The sequence below is a fragment of the Algibacter amylolyticus genome (assembly GCF_014202225.1).
In the GTDB taxonomy this organism is placed as follows: Bacteria; Bacteroidota; Bacteroidia; order Flavobacteriales; family Flavobacteriaceae; genus Algibacter_B; species Algibacter_B amylolyticus.
Map to the genome: position 1 here is coordinate 1 of NZ_JACHGE010000007.1, position 25,802 is coordinate 25,802.

Below are 25,802 nucleotides of genomic sequence, written 5' to 3' on the forward strand. Positions count from 1 at the left end.
GTACTGATTATGTCCAGTTGAACTACCGTGAACATCAAAGACATCTTTACTAATGTCAATTCCAAAAGTTTCTTTATATTTATTCATAAGAAATGATTTATGAAAGAACTAGCTACTGGTTTCACAACAACTTGAAAACGAGATCTAAAGTCTCACAGAACTGAACGTGATTAAAGTAGTAAAAGAGAGAGGATTATCAATGTTGTCGAAGTCTAGGCTTCACCGTATAAAGTAACCTTAATTCTCTCTTTTGTTCTTTCTATTATATCTACTAAAATTAATAGATTTATTAAAAATCAAACTTAAGCCGTATAAAATTAATTGCGGTTTAGTGCTTAATCAAAGGTCGTTGCGTGTTTGTAACGTCTGATTTTCCTTCGGAAAATCCTCGTATACAAACCCGCAACTATCCTTATACATAAACGTTGGCAACAATAAACCAAAACAATGAAAAAACTAACCATTTTAATTCTCATACTGATTTCAACGGCAACTCAAGCTCAAAAAAATAAGTTTGAATTACTAGAACCAAAAATTGATTCAATATTGAAACAAAACAATGTTGATGGGTTTCAAATGGTCGTCGTTTCTAAAGACAGTATTCTACATCAAACTGCATTTGGTACTAAAAATGGAAATGACTTACCCATTACAAATGAAACGTATTTCAATATAGCTTCAATTACTAAAAGTTTTACTGCATTAGGCATTATGATGCTAGTAGAAGAAGGTAAACTAAAGTTGGAAGATAAGTTGAAGGATATTGCACCAGAAGTAGAATATACAAATAAGTGGGAAGAAGAATATCCTATAAGAATAATTCATCTTTTAGAACATACCACAGGTTGGGACAAAGACCAATTACATCAGTTTTTTTACAACAGAAATGGTAAGAGTACTTTAGAAGTTTTACAAGCTTTTCCTGATTCTAGAGTCTCTCGATATCCACCAGGTCAATTTTATTCTTACACAAACGATGGCCCGAGCGTTGCAGGCTATGTTATAGAAAAGTTATCAGGATTATCTTATGAAGATTTTATAACCCAACGCATTTTGGAACCATTAGAAATGTATTCAACAACACTCAATACAACAGATGAAAGACTTAAGGGACGGCTTGCGACAGATATGGGTGACAATAATCTTATTTACAAGCCTGTTGTAGATATGCCAGCCTCTGGAATTTTTACCACTGCAGGTGATATGGCAAACTATTTACAATTCTACCTAAACAATGGTAAAGTAGATAGTACACAATTGGTAAAGCCAAAAACAATACAGCGGATGCTATATTCTGAAAGTACCTTATCCAGTAATCCTATTGGAGATCATTCCCATTCTGAATATGGAAAAGGCGTATTTCATTATACTATAAAAGGTGTTCCTATGTTTAGTCACGGAGGCTCTGCACCTACGTTTGGGACTAACTTTCTTATCATTAATGATTATGATAGAGGCGTTTTCTTAGCAATGACCAATGATCAGTTTGATATAGTTTCAGAAGTAACTAAATTAGTTATAAATGAAATTTTATACGACAGAAAAGAATGGAAACCTGAACTTGATGACCGCCTTCAAGATGAGTCTTGGATAGGGTATTATAGAACTATCAATTCTGAACACGCATATTTAAGACCTTTTGAAAAACTCTTCCAATTTTACACTATTTCCAAGGATGGAGAAGGACTACATCTTAATGAGGCATTTAATGACCATAAGTATCTATTATATCAAAATGGAAATGAAAGACCTTATTTCCACAGTCCAACTACCAAGAAATGGTCTTTGTACAGAGGAAAAGATGTGCTAGGTAATGAGGTTATCCAAAGAGGAGAAACAGATGGTAATTGGGAGAAAATTTCCAAAGTTAAGATATGGTTCAATCTGATTTTATTTTTTACCTGTATTACATTACTATTTAGTATTCCTTTTGTAGCCATAGGTCGCTGGATAATAGCCAAAGTAAAAAAACGGAAGTTCATATCAAATAAAGTTTTGCGAATGGGTCTACTTGCTATTACTTCGGTTGTTGTTATTGTAATAGTAGGTGCTGTATATTCATCAGGTGAAGCGTCTGGTATAGAAGATTTTTACGAAAAAGCGGAAACATTTTTTTCGGTATCGTGGCTTTCATTACTTATCTTTTTATTGACTTTAGGTTTTGGGGTATTTTCAATTAGCGCACTATACTTTTATATTAAAAAATGGAAGGAATCTCAATCTAAAATATTAAATATATACTTAGCACTAATGACTTTCGCCCTTATATTAAGTACAATTTATCTGGGAATTAATGGATTCATTGGCTTAACTACTTGGAAATAATTACTGTTGCCAACAAAGAACTGAATTAAAAAACAAGTAACTTAAAGCTAATTTTGAAACAAAGTTTTCATTATAAGGCAATCCGTTTTTTGCAATGGCAAAAGCCTGTTTAAACAACTTATTCGCTACTGCTTTTAATACTAACTTAGCACGCTTTCCTTTAGCTAAAATGCTATTAAACAGGCTTCGTCCAAAAAAAAAGGCTACATAATTTTAACCATTAAATTATTTAAAAAAGTGCTGTAATTATCCAACTCCAAAGGAACATCTGCATTTTTTTCCATATCGTGAAAATGATGTGTTGCTAATAACTCCATTCCTGTAAAAGCATTCATTCTGTGAAACCCAAACATAACACCATCATCTACACTTTTTTGATTAAAAAATTCGTTTTCTAAAGTAAATGCGGTTTTTGGTGCATTCCAGCTAGTAGTAAGCACATATTTTTTTCCGTGCATTAAACCACCAGTACCGTAATTGATGTTTGGATTTTTTCTGCTTCTTCCATCACTGGCATAAATTCCATTTTGATGACCTTCGGTAAACACTTCATCTATATATTTTTTAAATCCAAACGGTATTTGAAACCACCAAATTGGTGTATGATAAATAATTAAATCTGCCCACTTAAATTTTTCAACTTCTTCTTTTACGTTATAATTGTCGCCTACTTGAGTAGATTTCACTTCAAATTCTTTAACCGTATCAAAATATGAAATCGTATTATTAAAAAGTGTTTCGTTAAATTTTCCTCCAGAATGTGCAAATGGATGACTTCCATTAATTATAAATATATTTTTCATTTGTCTCTTATTTTATTTGAGCCAAAATTAAAGCAATACTTATTATTGTAAAAATAATACAAATCATACCTTTGTATAAATATTTTAATAGTTATGGTGAATTTAGAATGGTATAGAACATTTAAAGAAATATATGAAAATGGAACCTTAACCAAAGCTTCTATTGCTTTATATGCTTCTCAACCCGGAGTTAGCGTACATTTAAATGCTCTAGAGGCTTATGTGGGCAAAAAATTATTTGAGCGAACGTCCAGAAAAATGATTCCAACCGAGGATGGCAAATTTTTATATGAGTATATTATTGAATCTTTAATAAAACTTGAAATAGCAGAACAGCATTTTAAAAAAACAACGCAAGAGAAAAATCCATCTCTAAACATTGGAATGTGTTCTGAAATGTTTCAGCTTATTATTGAACCCGAAATCCCCAAACTAAACTTTGATCTAGTTGCTAGATTTGGAGCGCATACCGATTTAATAAAAGATTTAAACAATGGCATTTTAGATTTAGTAATAACACCCAGAAAACAGAGTGAAAAAAAATCTTTGGTTGAATATATTCCGTTTTCAAAAGAAAGAATTGTTTTAATAGCAGGAAACAAGACTAATGTAACTGCTATTCAACAACACATTACATCTAATGATTTAAACAATTTAGAAAACGAGCTACTCCAAAATGTTTGGTATAGTTCATCCAACGAAATGGAACATTTTAGACGTTTTTGGTTTGAGAATTTTAATAAGAAACCTGCTTTTAAACCAAACTATATTTTACCAAATATTACTTCTATTATAAGATGTTTAAACAATGGAAACGGACTCGCATTGGTTCCTGATTTTTTATGTAGAGAACACATTTTAAGAAACGAAATACATTTGGTTTGGGAAGGAACCGTAAAAACGGAAAACACCTTATATTTTGCTTCTAGAACAGATTTAAAATACAAAAAAGAATTAGATATCATTAAGACTATATTTACATCAAAAATGAAATAAGTAGCAGGACAAAACACAACCTGCTACTTATGGACTTATAATACTGACTTGCCCGCGCTAGGGATTGTAGCGGCATCCTTTTTTTGCTGCCATAAATGGCAAAAAAAGATATAGTGTAAAGCCCGCCCCTTTTCGGGTAGCGCCCAAAACAAAAAATCCCGCTTTGCAGCAGGATTTTTAAAATAATTATTTTTGGTTTTGCTTATACGAATAAAGGTTTATCCTTCATCATAGCATTTACTTTTGTTTTTACGGCTTCTAGTACGGCCTCGTCTTCGAAGTTTGTAATAACCTCGTCTACAAGCTCTACAATAGCACTCATATCGTCTTCTTTTAAACCACGTGTTGTTACCGCAGATACGCCTAAACGAATTCCTGAGGTTACAAATGGTGATTTATCATCGAACGGTACCATGTTTTTATTTACCGTAATATCTGCCTTTACTAACGCTTGTTCCGCATCTTTACCAGATAGGTTTTTGTTACGTAAATCGATAAGCATACAGTGGTTATCTGTACCGTTAGATATAATGTTATAGCCTTTTGCTACTAAGGCATCTGCCATAGTTGATGCATTCTTTTTAACTTGTAATTGGTAGGTTAAAAAATCGTCGGTTAAAGCTTCGCCAAATGCAATTGCTTTTGCTGCAATGATATGCTCTAATGGTCCACCTTGATTTCCTGGGAAAACTGCTGAATCTAATAAAGACGACATTTTACGTAGGCTTCCGTTTTTAAGTTTAATTCCGAAAGGATTTTCGAAATCTTGCCCCATCATGATCATACCGCCTCTTGGCCCTCTTAATGTTTTATGAGTTGTTGTTGTAACAATATGACAGTGTGGTAATGGATCGTTTAAAATACCCTTTGCTATTAAACCTGCAGGATGCGAGATATCGGCCATTAAAATTGCACCAACGCTATCTGCTATAATTCTAAAACGTTTAAAATCGATATCGCGAGAATATGCTGAAGCTCCTGCTATTATTAGCTTTGGTTGCTCTTTGGTGGCAATTTCTTGAATTTTATCGTAGTTTAAAACACCTGTTTCTTGCTCTACGCCGTAAAATACTGGGTTGTACAATTTACCTGAAAAGTTTACTGGCGACCCATGTGTTAGGTGACCACCGTGAGATAAATCGAATCCTAAAATTTTATCACCTGGATTTAAACATGCATGGTAAACCGCTGTGTTAGCTTGACTACCAGAGTGTGGTTGTACGTTTACATATACAGCTCCAAATAAAGCTTTTGCTCTATCGATAGCGATTTGCTCTACTTCGTCCACGACTTCGCAACCACCATAGTAACGTTTTCCTGGGTAACCCTCGGCATATTTGTTTGTTAACACAGAGCCTGCAGCTTCCATAACTTGGTCGCTTACAAAATTCTCTGATGCAATAAGTTCAATACCATGTAATTGGCGTTCTTTTTCTGCTTGAATAAGTTCAAAAATTTGTTCGTCGCGTTGCATAAATAGAGTTTTATTTAAATAATGTGCAAAAATAGCAAATAGATTAGTTATAAGTATTAAAAAAAAGTAGAATTGTTTTAAGTTTTCAACGGTTTATTAACTGTTAATATTTCTATATATTTTTTCTGTTTTATTCAGTTAAAATAAAAAAAATGTTTAGGTTTGATAAGAATACTAAACCCATTAACTAAATAAGCTATGTCCTTATCCGCAAATAATCCTGATAGAACTTCGTGGTTACACGTTGATAAAAACTCAGACTTCCCTATACAAAACATCCCTTTTGGTGTATTTTTAACGCGCGACGATATTATTACTATCGGAACTCGAATTGGAGATACAGCCATAGATTTAGGGGCTTTACATCAATTAGGCTATTTTGATGGTATCCCACTAACCGATGATATTTTTTTACAAGACACCTTAAATGATTTTATTGCCGATGGCAGAAAAACATGGCGTGCCGTAAGAAATAGAATCGCAGAAATTTTTGATGCCGAAAACGACACCCTAAAAAACAACACAAAACATAAGGAAACCATTCTGTTTCGTTTGGACGAAATTGAAATGCAATTGCCTGTACAAGTTGGCGATTATACCGATTTTTACTCCAGCATAGAACATGCTACCAATGTTGGAACCATGTTTAGAGACCCCGATAATGCGCTTTTACCAAACTGGTTACATATTCCGGTGGGTTATCATGGTAGAAGTAGTTCTATTATTCCATCGGGCATTCCTATACACCGTCCGCAAGGGCAAACGCTTCCAAACGGTGCAACAGAGCCTGTTTTTGGACCAAGTAAGCTAATAGATTTCGAGCTAGAAATGGCGTTTATTACTACCGATGCTAACGATTTAGGCGAACCTATTCCTATTAACGAAGCCGAAGAATATATTTTTGGTTTAGTTTTACTTAACGATTGGAGTGCAAGAGATATTCAAAAATGGGAATATGTGCCATTAGGACCATTTTTAGCTAAAAGCTTTGCATCGTCAATATCACCTTGGATTGTGACTTTAGATGCCTTAGAACCTTACCGCGTTGAGAGTCCTAAACCATTAAAAAAACAGCTAAATTACCTTAAATATAAAGGTAAAAAGAGTTTCGATATTAACTTAGAAGTGGCCATACAACCTCAAGGTGCTAAAGAAAACGTAGTAAGCAAATCCAACTTTAAATACATGTACTGGAACATGTCGCAACAGTTGGCGCACCATACTATTAATGGTTGTCCTGTAAATTCTGGCGATATGATGGGTAGCGGAACTATTTCTGGCCCAACCGAAGATAGTTACGGCTCTATGCTAGAATTAACCTGGAAAGGCGAAAAACCTATTAAGTTAAAAGATGGTACAGAACGTAAATTTATAAACGATAACGATACGGTAATTATGCGAGGCTACTGCGAAAAGGATGGTACGCGCATTGGTTTTGGTAAAGTTGCTAATAAATTATTACCTATTTATACTAAAAAATAATGATTTAATACATTAAAACTTAAAATACAAAAATGCTCTTAGACTACTGTTTAAGGGCGTTTTATTTTTTTGGGCGTTACCACAAGGGTCGGGCTTTCCTTTACTAGTCCTCGCACTTCCTTCGTCAGGCTGTGGGCTATTCATTACAATCCCTAACGCGGGTAAACCAGCAAAAACCAGTTACTAATGGATTTTCAACATGTATTAGTTGCAAAGGCTTTTGTTTAAATTCAAACTATACCGACTATAATTACAAACTATAAAGTTGACAATTTGATTTTACATATTAATAAAAATAGAAAAACTCATAGTCTTAAAACCAAACTAATAGACATTAAAACACAGTTTTACAACTAAACTAGAACATTCAAAAAACTCTTAGTCACTAATAAAAAGTAATATTAAGTTTACAAAACAAGATTTTTAATAACACTTTATCGTATAAATAAACATTTCATACATAAAGTTCGTATTTTGGCACCACTATTGAAACAGTAACCAAATAATCAAAACAATTAACCCATGAAAAAACTACTACTTCTTTCAATTGTATTTTTATTACTCATAGCTTGTAACACTAAAAAGCAAGTTGCAATTGCAGTTAATTCTGGCAATTATGATGGTGCTATAAATACAGCTTTAGAAAAACTAAGAAAAAATAAGGATAAAAAACGTAATTATGAGTATGTAATTATGCTTCAAGATGCGTATAATAAAGTTGTGAATCGCGATTTAGAAGCTATTGAACATCTTAAAAAAGACGCTAATCCAGAAACATTTAAAAAAATTTACGAGTTATACATAGATTTAAATGCAAGACAAAATGCAATAAAGCCTATTTTGCCATTAACAGTAAACGGAAAAGACATTCCGTTTTCATTTAATGACTACAGTGACAATATTATAGATTCTAAAACACAACTAGCAGATTACATTTACGAAAAAGGTTTAAATCTTTTGGAATCTGAAAATAAACAGGATATAAAACAAGCACATACGGAGTTATCTTATTTAGAGCGTTTAAGTCCTAATTACGAGAACACTAAAGAACTTATAACCGAAGCCCACCAAAGAGGAAAAGACTATATTTTAGTATCTATCCATAACGATACTCAACAAGTTATACCACAACGTTTAGAAGCAGATTTATTAAATTTTGAAACCTACGGTTTAAATAAATTTTGGAGTGAATATCACGCTAATCAAATACCAAACCTTAATTACGATTATGCTATGAACCTTAATTTAAAACAAATAGAAATCGCTCCAGAACGCATTAATCAGCGTGAGTTTTTACGCGAAAAAGAGGTTTCAGATGGATGGGAATACGAAAAAGACCGAAAAGGTAATGTCGTAAAAGATAGCTTAGGTAACGATATTAAACATGAAAAAGTTATAAAAGTAAGCGCTCGTTTATATGAAACCATACAAACTAAATCTTCCCAAATTATTGCAGAAGTTGTATATATCAATAACCAAAGCAACCAACTTGTAGATACCTTTACCATTGATAGTGGGTTTGTATTCGAACATGTTTTTGCTAAATATAAAGGCGATAAACGAGCATTAAATAATGAAGATACAAAGTTATTAAACAATAGACGTCTACCCTTCCCTAGCAACGAACAAATGGTTTACGATACTGGAGAAGATTTAAAACTACAACTAAAGGATATAATTAATGCCTATACTATTAGATAAAACAAAAAGCCTCCCAAAACATAAATTTTGGGAGGTTTTTTTACATTTTTTTGGTGCTAAATTATAACTTTAAAAAATCCCCAGATTCAATACAAGGTAAACCATCAAGCAATTGGTTATAAAGATAAACCCAGGTTTTCAATGTCCTTCCATCATCCAGAAATGCAGTAACAAGTTCTCTTTTAAACAAACTAGAATCAGGATCATTTTCACTTATTCCTTCATAAGCATCTAAAACTTTAAAAACAGAATCAAAATTGTTTAATTTAAAAAGTGCACCATAAACCTTATCCGATTCGTTATCACTATTTACAGCACCGGGATACCAAGCCACTTTGTACAGCCTCCCTTTAAAATATCCGCGACCTAAAAACTCAGCGTGAGTGTCTAAAAATTTAGACATCTCATTATTGGTGGTATCCTTCAATAAGGTACCATAAACAAATAAATAATCCGAATTCAAAACGTTTTATATTATGAAACAAATGTACTTAAATCCAACTCATTAATAGCGCCATGTGAGGCATGGGCTACTGCCACACCATTCTTAATTACTAAAATTTGTGGCGACTCGTGCATGACTTGAAATTTATATCCTACTTCATTAGAAACATCTCGGTAACTCAATAAGTCCAAATAGTATAAATCTAAATCAGTTTCTGTTAAACCATAAGCTTCCACAAACTGTTTCATCACCATCCTACTAATACCACAGCGCGTAGAATGCTTAAAAACAACTTGTGTTTTCGTTTTCGATTTTTCACTTATAGCATCCAATTGCGATAATTCGCTTAAAGCAATCCATGGTAATAATTTCTCCTCTTTTGGAGTTTTGGAACCCCCAAATAATTTTCCGAACATAGTCATTTTATTTTAGCAATTTATACTGCTTTAATTTCAACAAAAATATCATAATTATGATATATATCATTGATTTTGTCGAAAGGTTTTGGTTAACTTACATTAAAATATCAATCATACTTAAACTGACAAAAAGTCATTTTAAATAAGCTCTAAACAGCCATTTTGTCTTGTAATTACTATTGGTAAGGTAATTGAAATATACCCTTTGAAATCAATAATAAAAATAAGGTTTTCGCTTTAGCGGAAATAAAAAACACATTATATATGAACCCAGATAATTATACAATTAAATCGCAAGAAGCCATACAACGTGCGCAACAAATTGCGCAAAATTATGGGCATCAACAAATAGAAAACGAACACTTTTTTAAAGCCATTTTCGAGGTTGATGAAAACGTACTACCATTCATTTTAAAAAAATTGAATGTTAATATCAATGTCTTAGAACAAGCATTGGATAAACAATTAGAAAATTTCCCGAAAGTTTCGGGGGCAGATTTAATGCTGTCTCGCGAAGCTGGAAAAACACTAAACGAAGCATCTATAATTGCTAAGGCAATGAATGATGACTATGTGTCTATTGAGCATTTTATTTTAGCGGTTTTTAAATCGAAAAGTAAAATAGCGCAAATGCTAAAAGACCAAAGCGTAACAGAAAAAGGTTTAAAAGCAGCCATTGAAGAGTTAAGAAAAGGTGATAGAGTAACGTCTCAAAGTCAAGAAGAAACATACAATTCACTTAATAAATATGCTAAAAACTTAAACCAATTAGCAAGAGACGGAAAATTAGATCCTGTAATTGGTCGTGATGAAGAAATTAGAAGAATCCTTCAAATTTTATCGCGTCGTACCAAAAACAACCCCATTTTAGTTGGAGAGCCAGGAACTGGTAAAACAGCCATTGCCGAGGGTTTAGCGCACAGAATTGTAGATGGCGATGTACCTGAAAATCTAGTAGAAAAGCAAATTTTCGCATTAGATATGGGAGCACTTATTGCTGGTGCAAAATATAAAGGCGAGTTTGAAGAAAGACTTAAAGCTGTAATAAAAGAGGTTACAGAAAGTGAAGGAGACATTGTACTGTTTATAGACGAAATCCACACTTTAGTTGGTGCTGGTGGCGGTCAAGGTGCCATGGATGCTGCAAACATTTTAAAACCTGCTTTAGCCCGAGGAGAACTGCGCGCCATTGGTGCAACAACTTTAGACGAGTACCAAAAATACTTTGAAAAAGACAAAGCTTTAGAGCGTCGTTTCCAAAAAGTTATGGTAGATGAGCCAGATACGGAAAGTGCTATTTCAATTCTTCGAGGAATCAAAGAAAAGTACGAAGCACACCACAAAGTACGTATTAAAGATGATGCTATTATTGGAGCTGTGGAGTTATCGCAACGTTACATTACCAATAGGTTTCTTCCTGATAAGGCCATCGATTTAATGGATGAGGCTGCTGCAAAAATGCGTATGGAAATCAACTCTAAACCAGAAGAACTGGATGTGTTAGATAGAAAAATAATGCAGTTAGAGATTGAAATTGAAGCCATTAAGCGTGAAAAAGATGAGAGTAAATTAAAAACCTTACGTTCAGACCTAGCAAATTTAAAAGAAGAACGCACCGAAATCAATGCCAAATGGATTAGCGAAAAAGAAGTTGTAGATAATATCCAAAATAGAAAACAGGATATAGAAAACTTTAAGCTTGAAGCTGAAAAAGCAGAACGGGATGGCGATTACGGAAAAGTAGCCGAGTTGCGTTATGGTAAAATTAAAGAAGCTCAAGAAGCATTAGAAAAACTTCAGAAGGAGTTAGCCGCTAATCAATCGGAAAACTCGTTAATTAAAGAAGAAGTAACCTATGAGGATATTGCAGAAGTGGTTGCCAAATGGACAGGCATTCCTGTTACCAAAATGCTACAAGGAGATCGTGAAAAGCTTTTAAAATTAGAAGAAGAATTACACAAACGTGTTGTTGGACAAGAAGAAGCTATTGTTGCGGTAAGTGATGCTGTAAGACGAAGTCGTGCAGGTTTACAAAACCCAGAAAAACCAATTGGAACATTCTTATTTTTAGGAACAACAGGTGTTGGTAAAACGGAGTTAGCAAAAGCCTTAGCGGAATACTTATTTGACGATGAGAGTGCGATGACTCGAATTGATATGAGTGAATACCAAGAACGTCATGCAGTTAGCAGATTAGTTGGAGCACCTCCAGGATACGTTGGTTATGATGAGGGTGGACAATTAACTGAAGCAGTAAGACGCAAACCTTATTCTGTAGTGCTTTTAGACGAAATTGAAAAAGCACATCCAGACACGTTTAATATCTTATTACAAGTATTGGACGAAGGTCATTTAACAGATAATAAAGGTCGTATTGCAGATTTTAAAAACACCATTATTATCATGACTTCCAATATGGGAAGCCAGATAATACAGGAGCGTTTTGAAGCTGTAAAAAATGTGGAAACAGCAATGGAAGGTGCAAAAGTAGATGTGTTAGCGTTATTGAAGCAAACCGTTAGACCTGAATTTTTAAACAGGATTGACGATATTATCATGTTTACACCGCTAACGCAAGACAACATTGCACAAATTGTTGGATTACAAATAAAAGGCATCACAAAAATGATTGCAAAACAAGGCATCACTTTTGATGCTACACCAGAGGCCATTAAATATTTAGCCGATAAAGGTTATAATCCAGAATATGGAGCAAGACCTGTAAAAAGAGTCATTCAAAAGGATGTATTAAATCAGTTAAGCAAAGAGATTTTATCTGGAAAAGTAACAACAGATAGTATCATTTTACTAGATGCTTTTGATAACGAATTGGTTTTTAGAAATCAAGGCGATCTAGTAACTGAAGATTTCTAATAAAAAAAAATGCTACGTGTAACATTTTAATGTACACATAGTCTAATTAATGGTTGGTTAGTTGAAAAGCAACATGAATCTTAGTTTAAGATGATTGTTGCTTTTTTTATCAAATCATTAAAACTATTTAAAAGTTCAATTAATTGAATTAGCTAATTTTTAATGTTACGCACAAGTCCTTGATAATCTGAACAGACCACTAGAACTATAATGCTTTAAAAAAAATATTATCCAAATCATAATTTTTTATCATAAATTTAGTTATTATTAAATATGCATTGCACTTAATCTAAAATTAACAATTTAACACAGTTTAATTAACTAAAATTAATAAATTAGCAATAATGTATGCCCCAAAACACGCATTAAACAAACAAAATAATTGATTTTTTTTTCTCCCACTAAGAAAAAATTTATAACACAAAAAAACCTACTAAAACAATGATGGATATTTCCAATTACATTGACTTTACGCTATTAAAAGCATGCACTTCAGAACGTGATATTATCGACTTATGTCACGTAGCAAAAACCCAAAAATATTACAGCGTTTGTATTAGCAGTTGCTTTGTTGCTTTAGCCAAACAACTACTAGAAGATTCTAACGTTAAAATATGTACTGTGGTCGGGTTTCCATTAGGAAACATGTCTACAGAAGCCAAAGTTTTTGAAGCCCAAAAAGCCATAGAAGATGGTGCAGACGAGATTGATATGGTTATTAACTTAGGCTATTTAAAAAGCAGAAATCATGTTTTTGTTTTAAAAGATATTATAGATGTGAAATTAGCTATAGGATCTACACCTTTAAAAGTAATCCTTGAAATTTCTGAATTAAATAAAAATGAAATTATAAAAGCTTCAGAAATATGTGTTGATGCCAATGCCGATTTTATTAAAACATCTACAGGGTTTTCAAAAAGTGGAGCCACGTTAACAGCTGTAAAAATTATTAAGAAAACAATTAGAAATAAAGCTAAAATTAAAGCTTCTGGTGGTATACATGATTTTGAAACTGCCCTAAAATATATAGATGCCGGAGCAGAAAGAATTGGTACTTCTAAAGCAATAAAAAGTAAAAGTAACAACCGACAAATTAGAAACACAAAAATTTACACAGATTATATTGAAACGGTACTACACAAAAATCCAACTTCAACAATGCAATCAAACAGTAATGCTCAGCATTAATTATTTATAATTTTTTTTGGACAGTAAAATCCAATAAAAAAACGTCTTTCAAATGAACATTTGAAAGACGTTTTTTTGTACTATTCATAGCTTACTCGTACGCCTTCCAATTCTATTTTGGATAGCATTTTAAGTTCATCCTCAGCAAACAAAACATCTAAATTTAATAAGGTTGCTTCTTCAGAAATTGGCTTATAATTATTGTAATCTACAAACCTGATACCATTTACATAACGTTCGTTATAAGCTTCGCGGAAACGCATTCCTAGACCATTGCCCTCATGGTATGAGTACGCTAAATAATCTACTTTATAAGTTTTGCTATGCACCCAGTACAGAAAAACATCATCAAAGTCCTCTCCGCCTCCATCTTCATTAAACGTCACTTTAATTTTATGATACGGCTCCCCTTTTATGGAGACTTGGGAAACATAGTGCTTATTAACCGCTTCAGCATTTAACCCTATAGGCAATACCGAAAAATAATGCACAGAGTTAACAGATGCACTGTACAGATTAGCTATGGAATCTGGCACAACAACCCGTTGCCTATTTATAAAGCGTTCAAAACCATCATTAGTAAGCCTATCTACAATAGAATCATGACCTGTAGTAAAATATCTTTCTAAAACATAATTACCGTTGTTATGTTTAGCCCTATACTGCTTATCTCGAAAATTGAATGCAATGGTAGAAGTTTTAAAACGCTCGCCACCAGAAAGCATAATAGATTGATTTATAACAGCATCAGCATCCACACTAGGCTTCTTACAACTGTAATTAAGACCTATTAAAACTAAAAGTAACACCGTGTTTTTAAGCATATTTCTAAATTTTAAACTTAGTAGCAAAAGTAGCCAACACCTTAATTAAACTATGTTAAACTTTAATTAATACTGCGTATTTAATTGGAAGCTCACCTCGTGTCCTGTAAATTTTTGCGCTAAACTATTTATAGCACTTTCTTTTAATTGTAAAACACGAGGATACCCGCCTGTAGTTTGACAGTCTCGCATTAAAATAATGAGTTTTCCCGAGGGCGTTAATTGAACCGTTCCTGGAAGCACTACCGAAGTTATTATAGCCTCTAAGGTATTCGATAAGGGCTCATTTAGTTGATACGCCATTCTATTATTATCTTTTGAAATAGTAAACCTAGTTGAAAGCAATTGTTTTTGTTGAACAGCCGAGAGTAAATCGAATTCAGGACCTTTAAAAAAAGGAAGTACAGCTGATTCTAAATAGCTTTGTTGTATTCGAAGCCTAGAATTGTGCTCACCTGCTTCAACTGTTACACTATTTAACTCTAATTCATCATGCTTTTTAAGCACATGATGAGGCGTAATACCTTTATACATACTTCTGCTACCCATAACAGGTTCTGTTTGAAAACCACAAGAAACAGCTAAATAACAGCGCACGCCTGTTTGTAATGTCCCAAAAGACAACACATCATTAGACTTTACTTTAATTAATTTATTATTGGATAGCGGTACATTATTTAATTTAGGACTTATATCTGCTCCAGATAAGCAAATTTTGGTGGCACCATTAAATTGTAATGTTGGCCCTGTAATAGTTATTTCTAGAACAGCGGCGTTTTCAGAATTTCCTAATAAACCATTAGCCAATGCTGCAGCGTATTGATCCATAGCACCAGAACTAGGTACACCATACTGCTGAAAACCAAACCTACCAACATCTTGAATGCTACTGTAAAAACCAGGTTTTAGTACTTTAATCATATAGCACCTCACTTTCTAACTGAAACACCTTGGCTTCCACTAAGGTTTTAATCTGGTTGTATTCTTGTAATGATATGCTGTAAAACTGAATTTTATCGCCCGCCATTGCAAAACATGGTTGCTCTTTAGTTGGATCGAAAAACGTAATAGGAGAATTTCCAATAACATTCCAACCACCTGGGCTTTCCTGTGGATAGATTCCCGTTTGATTTCCTCCAATAGCCACCGCTCCTTTTTCTATCTTTAATCGTGGGGTAGATTTTCTAGGTGTAAATAACTTAGAATCTAATCCTCCCAAATATAAAAAACCCGGTAAAAACCCAATAAAATACACCGTATAAATAGCTGTAAAATGTCCCGTAATAATACTTTCCTCTGAACAGTTTTTTACTTCTGAAATATGCTCAAGATCGATACCAAAATGGGAATCATAACAGACAGGGATTTTCCATAATCGAGATTCTGTTTTCAAAACATCTGTGTTTAATTGGTAAATATTTTGCAACTCAATAAACGCTGTGTTAAAATCAACAATCTCTAATCGATAAATAACTAACAATGAATTATATGCAGTCCTAACCTCAAGTATAGTGTTAAGTTTTCTTTTTAATATTAAATCCTTAAAATGAAGCAAATCATTTAAAATAGCAGTATCTATTTCCTTTGGCCATTCTATTAAAACAGCATGTTCGCCATAAGGCTTATATGTAAGTTTATAACCCAATATTAATTATCTAATTTTATAGCCCAAGGCCTTTAAGCGCCCCACTAAACTTGAAACTAATTTAACAGCATCAGCATGATCACCATGCATACAAAATGTGTCCGCCTTAAGCACCACCAATTTACCAGCTATAGTTTTAACTTTTTTATGAAAAACCATAGCATAAACATGTTCGAACACAGCCTCTGGTTTAGTAATTAAAGCATTGTGTTCCTGTCTTGAAACTAATGTTAAATCGTCGTTATAATTCCTATCGGCAAACGCCTCATACATAATTTCAACATTGTTTTTTATGGCCACTTGAGCAATTACAGAATTATAAGGCACATATAACTTGGTGGGTAATGCTAGTGCTTTTACAACTTCAACAATAACAGTTGCCGTTTTTTCATCTACTGCGGCCAAATTATACAATGCACCATGAGGTTTTATATGATGAAGCGGTACATGCGCGCGCCTTAAAATGTTTAATAAATCGTTTATTTGATTTTTTACAGCCGTGTATAGCGCTACACAAGACATATCTACAATAGAGCGTCCAAAATTTTCTCGATCGGGAAACGAAGGGTGTGCTCCTATTTTAACACTATGTTTTTTAGCAAGCGCAACCACTTCTTGCATAGAGTTTTGGTCTCCCGCATGTCCTCCGCAAGCAATATTACACGACGAGATATAGGGCATAAGTAGAGATTCATTACCCATACCCTCGCCTGTATCTACATTAATATCTATAATTTGATGCTCCACTATACTAAGTTAGCTATTCTTGATTAGAATTCAAGGCATAAATAGCAAAACTTCCTAACCAGTGCCCACCTTCGTAACTATCGCCAAAAATACTTGGCAGCGAATAATTGATATGTTTATTTGCTATATTTTTTAAATGACTATACTCTGGCAGACCTTCTGCTATTTTATTCAAGCTCCATGCCCGCGAGAAGTTAACTCCATCTAAATGCACCAATTGACCATCTCTTCTATCGGACACTACACCCACTTCTAAATTATAATTTCTATTTTTTAATTCTGGAAGAAAATCATTCAGCCAAATTTTATAATCGTTTACAGGCAATAGACGCTTCATTAAAGCCGCCTCTTCCAGACATGGCGATAAAAAATCACTTCCGCTAGGTTCCCAAGACATTGGGCAATTTTTATCGGCTGTAAAAAAGTATAAGGCACGCGATTTAATAGCGTTTTTTAATGCTTCGTTATTAACAGTTACCGCATAATCGTAAGCAAACGATAAACCAAAGGCTGTGTTTGTATGCGTTCCCACGCGCAGTGGATAATTTAACTTTGGTAAAAATTCGATATACTTCTGTACTATTAAGTTGGTTAATGGTTGCAAGTTTGCTTCTAGTTGTCTTGCCGTTTCATTGTCCCAAGTATGCAATGCTTCGGCTAGTTTTAATAACCAAGCCCAACCGTAAGTGCGCTCGAAAGATGTGTTGTGTTTTCCTTGAAAATACACTACTTCGGCTGCTATATTTTCCTTTGAAATGTTATTGAGTAGTTTCTGTTTTATTGCTGAAGCATTACTAATTTCTGGAAAGGATTTTAACAAACTTACTAAACTCCAATGCCCATGAACCGATGAGTGCCAGTCGAAACATCCATAAAACGCAGGATGTAATTGCTTTGGCGATTTTAAATCTGCTTGACTACCCAAGGTTTGTGATAAGCGGTTTGGATACTGGGTATTTATACACTGTAAGGGTAAATTAGCTAATGCATTTGCTTGATCAATATTAAGCAATGCAACAGGTTCTGCTTTCATTTCGAGTTTTGGGGTTTCAGTTTTTGTGTTTTGATTATTTTGACAATTAAAAACGGAAAGCGTAAGTATTAAAATTATAATCTTTTTCATGTTATAAATTTATAATTAAATCTATTAATGAAAAAGGAATTTAAAGGGATTAAGCAGTAGCAGCTACAATTGAAACCATATTAACAACTGGTAATCATCCAACCTAGAAGAACCTATTAATTTGATGCCGAATTTTTCATGGTACTCAAGTTTGTCATAAACTTAGTTTGTGGGACAATAACTTTAGTATTATTCAAATCAAGTTCTTTAACCAAATCCTCTTTTTTAAATTTTGAAAGCGCTTTATCTACAGCAGCTTTATCGCCCAATTTATATAATTCATCGGGTTCGGAAATTTTGTTTTCTTTAATTTCAAAAAGTATAGCTGCCTCTGCTTTATTAAGTTTAAAATCTTTAGCATAATCACTAATTTTTTGATCTCTATGATCTCTTATTTCCTTAGCACTACCAAGATCTTTTTTCTTATCATTTTCTAATTTAATATTGTAAAGCGCATAGTCTGCTTTTTCATTAGAGCTTTCAACCTTTTTATCGATGGTTGCTATTTCTTCGGTTAATTCATTAAACACTTTAGCGTAAATACCTTGTAAAAAAACATCGCCAAATAGGGCTGCCAACAAACAAAGACTTACAAAGTATGTGTAGTTTTTAAACCTTAAATGCTCATCAACAAAGTCTAGAATATTACTAGATACTAGTTTTAAAAACAAGGGTAAAACCGCTGCCGCGATAATCCCTAAAAATATGGGTTTTATAATACTCGTGCGATCATCTACCTCCATATCCATCATTAAATAATTCCCAATACCACCCATTGCACCGGCTATAACAGCAATAGATATTAAAATTTTAATATGGTTGGACTCTTTCATGTTGAGTGATTTTAAATTAATTTATATGGTAATTATTAAAGCTTAACTTGCTCCCCAATTATCCCCATTAAAAAATAGGAATCGTATACAATTTCTTCTGGTACTAACTTTTTTAAAATATTTAAATTTTTAGTTTCTTGCACAATTTGGGTAAACGTAAGTTCTTTAAAACCATTTTTTCTTATACTGACATTGTAACCACCTTTAGGTAATTTAACTAGTATTTTACCAGACTCATCGGTTTCAATTTCTTTATAAAAATTAGTGCTACGATTTTGGATAGATATTTCTGATTTGTATAACGGCTCATTGGTTAAATTATCTTTAATGGTAAAATGAACATTAGATTGATTTGTAATATTGGTCCAGTTGATTGTATGAAACATTAACTTTTTAGGGTCTAATTTTAAATGTGCTAACTGTGGCTTTGCAGTAATGCTTTTCTGCTTTAAAGCTTGTGCTTTGTTTACAGCAATGGGTCGCATATTAACATGCAAGGCTTTAGGAGATGCTACTTTTTTATTTGTAGCCATTTTTATTTTTGATTTAGTTAGTAATGCCGGTGCCATAAGCTTAGGGTTTACTGCCATTATTCGCGGTGATTTAAGCATAATTTTAGCATCTATCTTAGAAAAAATGTTGGCCTTATATAATTTTTTGTTAGTTATTGGCTTTATAAAATCTTTACGGGAAGTCTTATTTTTAAACAGCTGACTTTTCATAAAAATGGGACCAAACTTTATAATGCTATTTTTTTGAATATTTGATTTTTCAACGCTAGTTAAATCTTCCTTTAAAATAACCCTTAAATCTTTTATTAGTACTATTTTTTTAGCATATAAAGCACTTTTGGTTTTAATTGGCTCTACAAAATCGTGAAGCAGGGCATCAGGTTTAAACCAAGGGCGCTTAATATTAATAAGACAATATTTTAGAGTAACTTTTTCAATAAAATCTTCTTCATATTCAAAATCTAAAAGGCCTTCATTAAAACCCACTAAGTTTTTTTTTGCATTTGAAAACAAACCATTTAGCTCTGTATTTAAAACCTCTAAAGAGCTCCAAGCAAAATCGTTACTATAAAAATCGTAAGGCACAATTTGTGTTTTAGAAAAGGTGGTTAACGATTGTATTCCGGTGCTTTCGGCGTTTTGAATATGGCTTCTAATATTTTTTAACTCTACAAGAAATTGGTCGAATTCATTTAAATGATTTATCCTACTTAAAGCATTATCAACGGTGTCTTTAAGGCCGTTTAATTTCCAAAGAGCAATATGTAAACCTATTTTTTTATCAATAACATCTAATCGTTGTGAGAGTGCCTTTTTTTCATCATCGGTTAACTCTGAATCAAACGTTTCTACAAGTGATTCAAATTGACTTAGCAAATCGTCGTATTCTGCTAACTTTTCGTTATAGTTTTGAAGCGTTTCAGTTTCCGATTCATCGCTATTATAAAGTAAGTCGAAATCTTTTTTTAATTCATTTTTTAAAATGGTTTTGTTTTTAGTTTTAAGTTGAGCAATGCGCGATTTATATAAATCGAATAGGTTTAAATTTGGATCTATATCCCAAAATCCTTTGGTGTTTGAGATTGAATTAAATTGCATAGACACATCTTCGCTATTTAAAAAATCGTTTTGAGTGAGATCTTTACCAGACAAAAACTTAAAGTCTGAGGACTCGAAAACACGAAGCGAAGGGCAGGCCACAAACTCGTCGGTTGAGTTTACCATGCTTGGTTTAACGGTTTCATAAATTTTTTGAATACAGGCGATATAAAACTTCATATACTAGGAATAATAGATTTAAAAATTAAAACCCAACAGAGTCCTTTTTAATATTGCCTTGTTGGGTTTCTTTTAGCAGATTATTTGATTAGTTTACTTCAACCCAATCTTCGGGTTTAATACTTTCTAATGGCCTAGGTGCCTTATCTAAAATATTTACTTTTCGCCCAACAAGAAGTATTTTATCAGACTCTACGCCTTGTTCTTCTTTCTCGCCAGACATTTTTACTTTTGAATCATTATATTCATATTTGGCTCCAATTCTAAAAGGACCAATGCCAAAACCTCCACCGCCTTTAATTTCTTTTTCGGCTTTTTTATAAGAGCTACTTCCTTTTCTAAATCCAATTTTTAAATCTTTTACAAAGTATAGTTCGGTTACAATAGCGGGCATTAAACCACCACCTTTACCATCGCTAACCATTTGGTTGTTTACTGCCTCTTTTCCGGTGTCCGAATACTTCCAATACCGCGATTTAATAAATGTAGTTCCTAACCATGGGCGAGAAACGTAGCATTTAGAGAGCCTAAAACTCATTTGTAAATCGTTAAAATTATATTCTGAGCTAGAGTTTTTTACCTTACCACTTGTACTTGCCCCAAAAACACCGAAATAACTAGCTTTAGCCGACCAGCTATGGGCTGTTTTACGTCGTTCTAAATCGTACGACGATTTATTAAAGGTAAATTTGGTCCATCCACTAGAATTTTCTAGAATAGTAGCGGGTACCGGCGCAGAATAAAAATAAGTATTTGAACCACCTAAACCTGTTCGTTTTGCCGCCAAAAGCTCAGACTCATAACGTTTTTTAATGGTAATAAAATTACTAGCTTCTATCTCGTCTATATAATTCATTATTTTATCTACTTTCCCTCTATAGCCTAAAGATTCCCAGCGCTTTAACGCACTATCGCGCTTTCTTATCATATTACGACCATTGATATTCATTTCTGTCATAGCCTCAGAATCGCCTTCGTTAACACGAATTTGCAATTCTGTAAGGTTTTCTTCGGCTTCCTCGTATTTCGCTTCATACTCTAAATACTTAACATACATTGGCGATATAAAGGACTGATAAATATATTTGGGGTTATCTTCGGGATGTTCAATCATTTCCTCATCAAAATCAGGATTTTTAAGCTTTTTGGTTTTAAATAATTGCTTACGTAAACTCTCTAATTTTTTTTCAACCTTAGGATCTATTTTAGAGTTTTTAACGACCGAAAACTCCATAATATCAGAATACACATTAGAAACAGTGTGGTCTGGTTCTGGGCTAAAAACAGCAAACTCTCGAGACTCGCCCCCCTTGGTTAACTTTGGAATATAAGACGGTATTTGGTCTGCTATTCTAGCAAACTCCTCGGCATGTGCATACTTGCTGTATTTGCTAATATTACGCAATTCGTTGTATCGCTCATCGGAATCATTCTCTTCCGTTTTTGGCGAACCAAAAAAACCTTTAAATGCGTAATCGAAAGCTTCTTCGTCAATAACCGTAGCAACAGGTTCCCATAATACAGCATTATTAGGTCCCAACATTTTAGGATTACCTCCGTTAGTTAACTTATTGTAGACTTGTCCAAAAATTACATTCATGAAGTCATCGGGAATAGGTTCAAAATTATCTGGCATAACATTTACATTTTTATAATTAATTAATAGCTTATTTCCTGTGTTAACCCTTATTCGCTAATAAGGTTTCCATATACTTTTTGGTACTTGCATTATAAATACCTGTAATATTTAATTTATCATTTGTAGATTGCAGCTGCTTAATGGCGTTTTCGGTTTTATTGCCATAACTACCATCTGAAGTTCCTGGATTAAACCCTAAAACCTTTAATGCGTTTTGAAGTTTTACCACATTATTTCCTTTACTACCTTTACGCAAGGGACTTGGTGGAAGTTTTGCATTACCTGTGTTGGTTAATCTTCTAAAAGACAAAACTCTATTGGTTGGATATGCTGATATGGATACCGCGTCCCCTTGGTTGCCTCCTAATACATAAATACGAGTACCATCTTTTGAGAATCCTAAATAAATACCAACATGGCCTAAATGCGAATTAATACTTTCACGCCAAAACACCACAATATCTCCCGGTTCTGGATCTTGAGTTTCGAAACCCACAGTTTGCCATGAGCGTGCGGCAGCAGACTTCGAGGTATCTAAACCCGCCTGTTTAGCAACCCAATTTATAAATACGCTACACCAAGGCGTTTCGTCGTCTTTTATCCACGAAAAAAAGGATTGCTCTGCATATTCTAAAATGCGCTTATTATGCTGCATCCCTTTAATTTCTGTAACTCCCACTTCATTAACAGCCACATTTAATAAATTCTTCATAATTAAATTGATTAATGCACTATGCAATTTCAATTAATTATAAAGGCTTTAAAAGAGGAAAAAACCTATTTAAGTACAGGAAAAACCCTGAAATTTTACGATCCATGACTATGCAAAGCCTTTTTTTATTAAATACCGTGTACTAAGTACCCATTTACAAGAATAAAAAAATTAACAAAAACCTCAATATATAATTGACTTTTAACACCTTACGATTCAAAAAAATTATTATATTTGTACTATTCCTCATTTAACCTAACGATTTAATAGCTATAAAAACGTATTAATTATGCATTATGTAGCTGTTGTAGACGATTTCCAACTGTTAGCTCAGGCTATGAGTACTTTGGTTAATTCTTTTAAAAATTTCCAGGTGTGTTACTCATGCAATAACGGAAAAGAAATTATAGAAAAATTAGACGCCTCCCTAAAACATCCAGATATCATTTTAATGGATGTAAATATGCCTGTTTTAAACGGTATACAAGCCACCAAGTACATTAAGGATAAGTACCCCAATATTAAGGTAATAGCCATTTCTGTAGAAAATAAAATAAAAGATGTCTTACAAATGCTAGAAGCAGGAGCAAAAAGTTATTTATTAAAAGATATAGAAAAAAGCACCTTAGAAATTGCCTTAACCGAAACCATAAATAAAGGCTATTACCACACCGAACACGTCTCTAAAATTCTTGTTGATGCGCTTCATGGTCAAGAAAAACCCATGACTGCTTTAAAAGAACGTGAAATGGAGTTTTTAAACTACGCCTGTACAGATAAAACCTATAAAGAAATTGCAGATAAAATGTTTCTTAGCCCGAAAACAATCGATGGCTACCGCAATACATTATTTAATAAGTTTAATGTAAAAAACCGAGTTGGACTGGTACTCTACGCTATTAGAAACCAGCTTTTTAACCCTTAGATAAAAGAACTCTACCCTCTAGAGTCCATCCGCTTATGCAACTAGAATACCGTTGCAATCCCTAACACACCTGTTTGCAAAATTAAGTTCTTTAATTTAATTGTTTTGCCGGTTTGCTTATGTAAAGTTTTAATTATTTTGATATAGTGAGATTTGAAAGATGTTTTGTTTCGAACTTACTCTTGACGCCACTACTATGAAACTAGCGGTAGCGATGAAATTTTTAGGACGAAACACTCTTATGTTCACGAGCGAGACGCTCGCGCTAGCGGGGGAAAAAGTACTTTTTAGAATTTACTCATTACTCCACTAAAAAATATCTAGAATTATCCAAGGTTAGTAAGAATCAATATTATTCATTCCGAACAATTAATAAACACAGTATAGCTTTTGGTTTCCAAATAGTTAAGTATTCTTATCTTGTCAATTTTTTCATAAGGTATATATTCGGAAACTTCACCATCTTTAAAGGCATATTTAACTATCAAACCAGATTCTAGCATTGTAAAACCGTAAAGAGGCTCAGTGCTATAAGAATTTATCTTAATGTGGCTAAGCTTTACATTATCTACCATTCTATAAATTGACTCTTGATAACTACTATTATTTTCACAACTAAACAATAAACCAAATATAAGAATGGATAAAATCAAACTTTTCATAATTTTTATTTTTTAATTTATATTACTTTCACCCCGCTAGCGCACGCATCTTGCTTTTGCCATCAATGCAATATTCCCCATTAGTTACAAACTAGTGGTAGCGGGAATTCTAATCCATTTTTATAAGCTCCAAATCACTTCCTAGGTGTATAATGCTTTTCTTATTTTTATTAAATTGCCATAAATCAGGATTTTTATCACTTAATGTAATAAACAGACTATCATTCATCTTCCTATGTATTAATAATGACTTACTAAAATCTACTTGCGTTCCATTATAATAATTGCTACATAATTTATTGTCCATTATAAAAAATCTTTCACCATCTATTTTACCTTTATATTGGTAGATTCCTAGTTTTCCCTCATAATCTTTCGTTTTAATAGAATTTAGTAAATATTCCGGAAAATTACTTTCATCAATTTTAAGTAAAGAATCAATTTTTTTATATGTTTTTATAGCAATTATTCGATAGAGTTGACTTCTCAGGAATATGTTTTTTTTATCATTAATATATTTGAGTACATAATTTTTATATTTATAATTATTGATATAATAATCAATTTCATCCTTTGACTTAATTCCATATTTCATACTATAAACCTCCCAATCTTGATGTGATAAAAAATTTTGATGCGAGTTTACCGTATTCAATAGTTGAGCATTATAAATATCAATTATACTACTATTATCTATGTAAAGTGTTCTAAAATCATTAAGTAAAAAAAGAAATTCATGTGGCAAATCATCAATATGATTCATTAAGTTTTGATATCCACTACGATCAATAACAAAATGGTTTGCAAATTCACCTATTTTGGGAAACAATCCATTTTCAAAATCTTCAATTGTAAGTGGACTTTGAAAATCAAAAATTTCTTTTTTTCTAAAATAGGTCTCTAAATAGCTATTCTTAATCATTTCAGATGACTTTACATCCTCAATTAAATTTTTTTGAATCTCCCTTAGATTAGCTATTGATTTGTTTTTATTCTTTTTGTTTTCATTATAATTATTAATAGCTAACGCTAACAAAATACCTATAACCACAAGTACTATTTCACCTATTCCATAAATCAGGTATTTTCTAAATTTTTTATTATTCAATAGGGCTTTACGGATATTTTTAAAGAATTTTATCATTAGTCTTATAAAATAAGAAGTTAATATTATATTAGATTTTTACTAAATCTA

Annotated in this window: 22 protein-coding genes and 1 pseudogene; 7 read left to right on the top strand and 16 right to left on the bottom strand. The window is 32.9% G+C overall.

What is annotated here, in order from left to right; genetic code table 11:
* Positions 1–447 precede the first annotated feature (447 nt).
* Positions 448–2,325 carry a serine hydrolase domain-containing protein gene (locus HNQ90_RS12695; RefSeq protein ID WP_144117405.1) on the top strand — a complete coding sequence of 626 codons (1,878 nt, stop codon included), beginning with the start codon at positions 448–450 and terminating at the stop codon, positions 2,323–2,325.
* On the opposite strand, the pseudogene HNQ90_RS18135 reads toward HNQ90_RS12695, so the two are convergent.
* Positions 2,326–2,514: pseudogene (locus HNQ90_RS18135) on the bottom strand (hypothetical protein); the annotation flags it as partial.
* Positions 2,515–2,528: 14 nt separating this feature from the next.
* Positions 2,529–3,128 carry an NAD(P)H-dependent oxidoreductase gene (locus HNQ90_RS12700; RefSeq protein ID WP_144117407.1) on the bottom strand — a complete coding sequence of 200 codons (600 nt, stop codon included), beginning with the start codon at positions 3,126–3,128 and terminating at the stop codon, positions 2,529–2,531.
* Positions 3,129–3,221: 93 nt separating this feature from the next.
* Between HNQ90_RS12700 and HNQ90_RS12705 the strand changes: the two genes are divergently transcribed.
* Positions 3,222–4,124 carry a LysR family transcriptional regulator gene (locus tag HNQ90_RS12705; RefSeq protein WP_144117410.1) on the top strand — a complete coding sequence of 301 codons (903 nt, stop codon included), beginning with the start codon at positions 3,222–3,224 and terminating at the stop codon, positions 4,122–4,124.
* 202 nt (positions 4,125–4,326) lie between these two features.
* Here HNQ90_RS12705 and glyA read toward each other — a convergent pair whose 3' ends face one another.
* On the bottom strand, positions 4,327–5,598 hold the full coding sequence (gene glyA / locus HNQ90_RS12710) for a serine hydroxymethyltransferase (RefSeq protein ID WP_144117412.1): 1,272 nt from the start codon (positions 5,596–5,598) through the stop codon (positions 4,327–4,329).
* Between the two features lie 198 nt (positions 5,599–5,796).
* Here glyA and fahA point away from each other — a divergent pair, with 198 nt between their 5' ends.
* Positions 5,797–7,080 (top strand): fumarylacetoacetase, encoded by a 1,284-nt coding sequence (fahA, locus tag HNQ90_RS12715; protein ID WP_144117414.1) that lies wholly within the window; start codon positions 5,797–5,799, stop codon positions 7,078–7,080.
* 522 nt (positions 7,081–7,602) lie between these two features.
* Complete coding sequence (locus HNQ90_RS12720; protein ID WP_172625907.1) at positions 7,603–8,781, top strand: hypothetical protein; 1,179 nt, start codon at positions 7,603–7,605, stop codon at positions 8,779–8,781.
* A gap of 61 nt (positions 8,782–8,842) precedes the next feature.
* Here HNQ90_RS12720 and HNQ90_RS12725 read toward each other — a convergent pair whose 3' ends face one another.
* On the bottom strand, positions 8,843–9,244 hold the full coding sequence (locus tag HNQ90_RS12725; RefSeq protein ID WP_144117416.1) for a gamma-glutamylcyclotransferase family protein: 402 nt from the start codon (positions 9,242–9,244) through the stop codon (positions 8,843–8,845).
* An 11-nt stretch (positions 9,245–9,255) separates the two neighbouring features.
* Positions 9,256–9,648 carry a bacillithiol system redox-active protein YtxJ gene (gene ytxJ, locus HNQ90_RS12730; RefSeq protein ID WP_144117418.1) on the bottom strand — a complete coding sequence of 131 codons (393 nt, stop codon included), beginning with the start codon at positions 9,646–9,648 and terminating at the stop codon, positions 9,256–9,258.
* 261 nt (positions 9,649–9,909) lie between these two features.
* Here ytxJ and clpB point away from each other — a divergent pair, with 261 nt between their 5' ends.
* Positions 9,910–12,519, top strand: a complete 2,610-nt coding sequence (gene clpB / locus HNQ90_RS12735) for an ATP-dependent chaperone ClpB (RefSeq protein ID WP_144117420.1) — start codon at positions 9,910–9,912, stop codon at positions 12,517–12,519.
* Between the two features lie 441 nt (positions 12,520–12,960).
* Positions 12,961–13,707, top strand: a complete 747-nt coding sequence (gene deoC, locus HNQ90_RS12740; RefSeq protein ID WP_420837400.1) for a deoxyribose-phosphate aldolase — start codon at positions 12,961–12,963, stop codon at positions 13,705–13,707.
* Between the two features lie 80 nt (positions 13,708–13,787).
* On the opposite strand, the gene HNQ90_RS12745 is transcribed toward deoC, so the two are convergent.
* The 9 genes from HNQ90_RS12745 to HNQ90_RS12785 form a co-directional block, all read right to left on the bottom strand.
* On the bottom strand, positions 13,788–14,531 hold the full coding sequence (locus HNQ90_RS12745) for a DUF6503 family protein (protein WP_172625908.1): 744 nt from the start codon (positions 14,529–14,531) through the stop codon (positions 13,788–13,790).
* Positions 14,532–14,597: 66 nt separating this feature from the next.
* Positions 14,598–15,452: a 5-oxoprolinase subunit C family protein gene (locus tag HNQ90_RS12750; RefSeq protein WP_144117422.1), complete on the bottom strand. Its 855-nt coding sequence runs from the start codon at positions 15,450–15,452 to the stop codon at positions 14,598–14,600.
* A complete protein-coding gene (gene pxpB / locus HNQ90_RS12755) occupies positions 15,445–16,176 on the bottom strand; it encodes a 5-oxoprolinase subunit PxpB (protein ID WP_221279837.1) in 732 nt (243 codons plus the stop codon). Before pxpB ends, HNQ90_RS12750 begins: the two co-directional genes overlap by 8 nt.
* Positions 16,177–16,182: 6 nt before the next feature.
* Positions 16,183–16,923, bottom strand: a complete 741-nt coding sequence (pxpA, locus tag HNQ90_RS12760; RefSeq protein WP_144117426.1) for a 5-oxoprolinase subunit PxpA — start codon at positions 16,921–16,923, stop codon at positions 16,183–16,185.
* A 13-nt stretch (positions 16,924–16,936) separates the two neighbouring features.
* A complete protein-coding gene (locus HNQ90_RS12765; RefSeq protein ID WP_144117429.1) occupies positions 16,937–18,046 on the bottom strand; it encodes a DUF2891 domain-containing protein in 1,110 nt (369 codons plus the stop codon).
* Between the two features lie 116 nt (positions 18,047–18,162).
* On the bottom strand, positions 18,163–18,879 hold the full coding sequence (locus HNQ90_RS12770; RefSeq protein ID WP_144117431.1) for a YEATS-associated helix-containing protein: 717 nt from the start codon (positions 18,877–18,879) through the stop codon (positions 18,163–18,165).
* Positions 18,880–18,914: 35 nt separating this feature from the next.
* Positions 18,915–20,669: a carboxypeptidase-like regulatory domain-containing protein gene (locus HNQ90_RS12775; RefSeq protein ID WP_144117432.1), complete on the bottom strand. Its 1,755-nt coding sequence runs from the start codon at positions 20,667–20,669 to the stop codon at positions 18,915–18,917.
* Positions 20,670–20,757: 88 nt separating this feature from the next.
* A complete protein-coding gene (locus HNQ90_RS12780) occupies positions 20,758–22,305 on the bottom strand; it encodes a hypothetical protein (RefSeq protein WP_144117434.1) in 1,548 nt (515 codons plus the stop codon).
* A gap of 43 nt (positions 22,306–22,348) precedes the next feature.
* Entirely contained in the window at positions 22,349–23,020 is a 672-nt protein-coding gene (locus tag HNQ90_RS12785; protein ID WP_144117436.1) for a C40 family peptidase, read from the bottom strand.
* A 289-nt stretch (positions 23,021–23,309) separates the two neighbouring features.
* On the opposite strand from HNQ90_RS12785, the gene HNQ90_RS12790 reads away from it, so the two are divergent.
* Entirely contained in the window at positions 23,310–23,945 is a 636-nt protein-coding gene (locus HNQ90_RS12790) for a response regulator (protein WP_144117438.1), read from the top strand.
* A 356-nt stretch (positions 23,946–24,301) separates the two neighbouring features.
* Here the strand turns inward: HNQ90_RS12790 and HNQ90_RS12795 are convergent, their stop codons facing one another.
* Positions 24,302–24,607, bottom strand: a complete 306-nt coding sequence (locus HNQ90_RS12795; RefSeq protein ID WP_144117441.1) for a hypothetical protein — start codon at positions 24,605–24,607, stop codon at positions 24,302–24,304.
* A gap of 109 nt (positions 24,608–24,716) precedes the next feature.
* Complete coding sequence (locus HNQ90_RS12800) at positions 24,717–25,751, bottom strand: DUF6090 family protein (RefSeq protein WP_144117443.1); 1,035 nt, start codon at positions 25,749–25,751, stop codon at positions 24,717–24,719.
* Between the last annotated feature and the right edge of the window lie 51 nt (positions 25,752–25,802).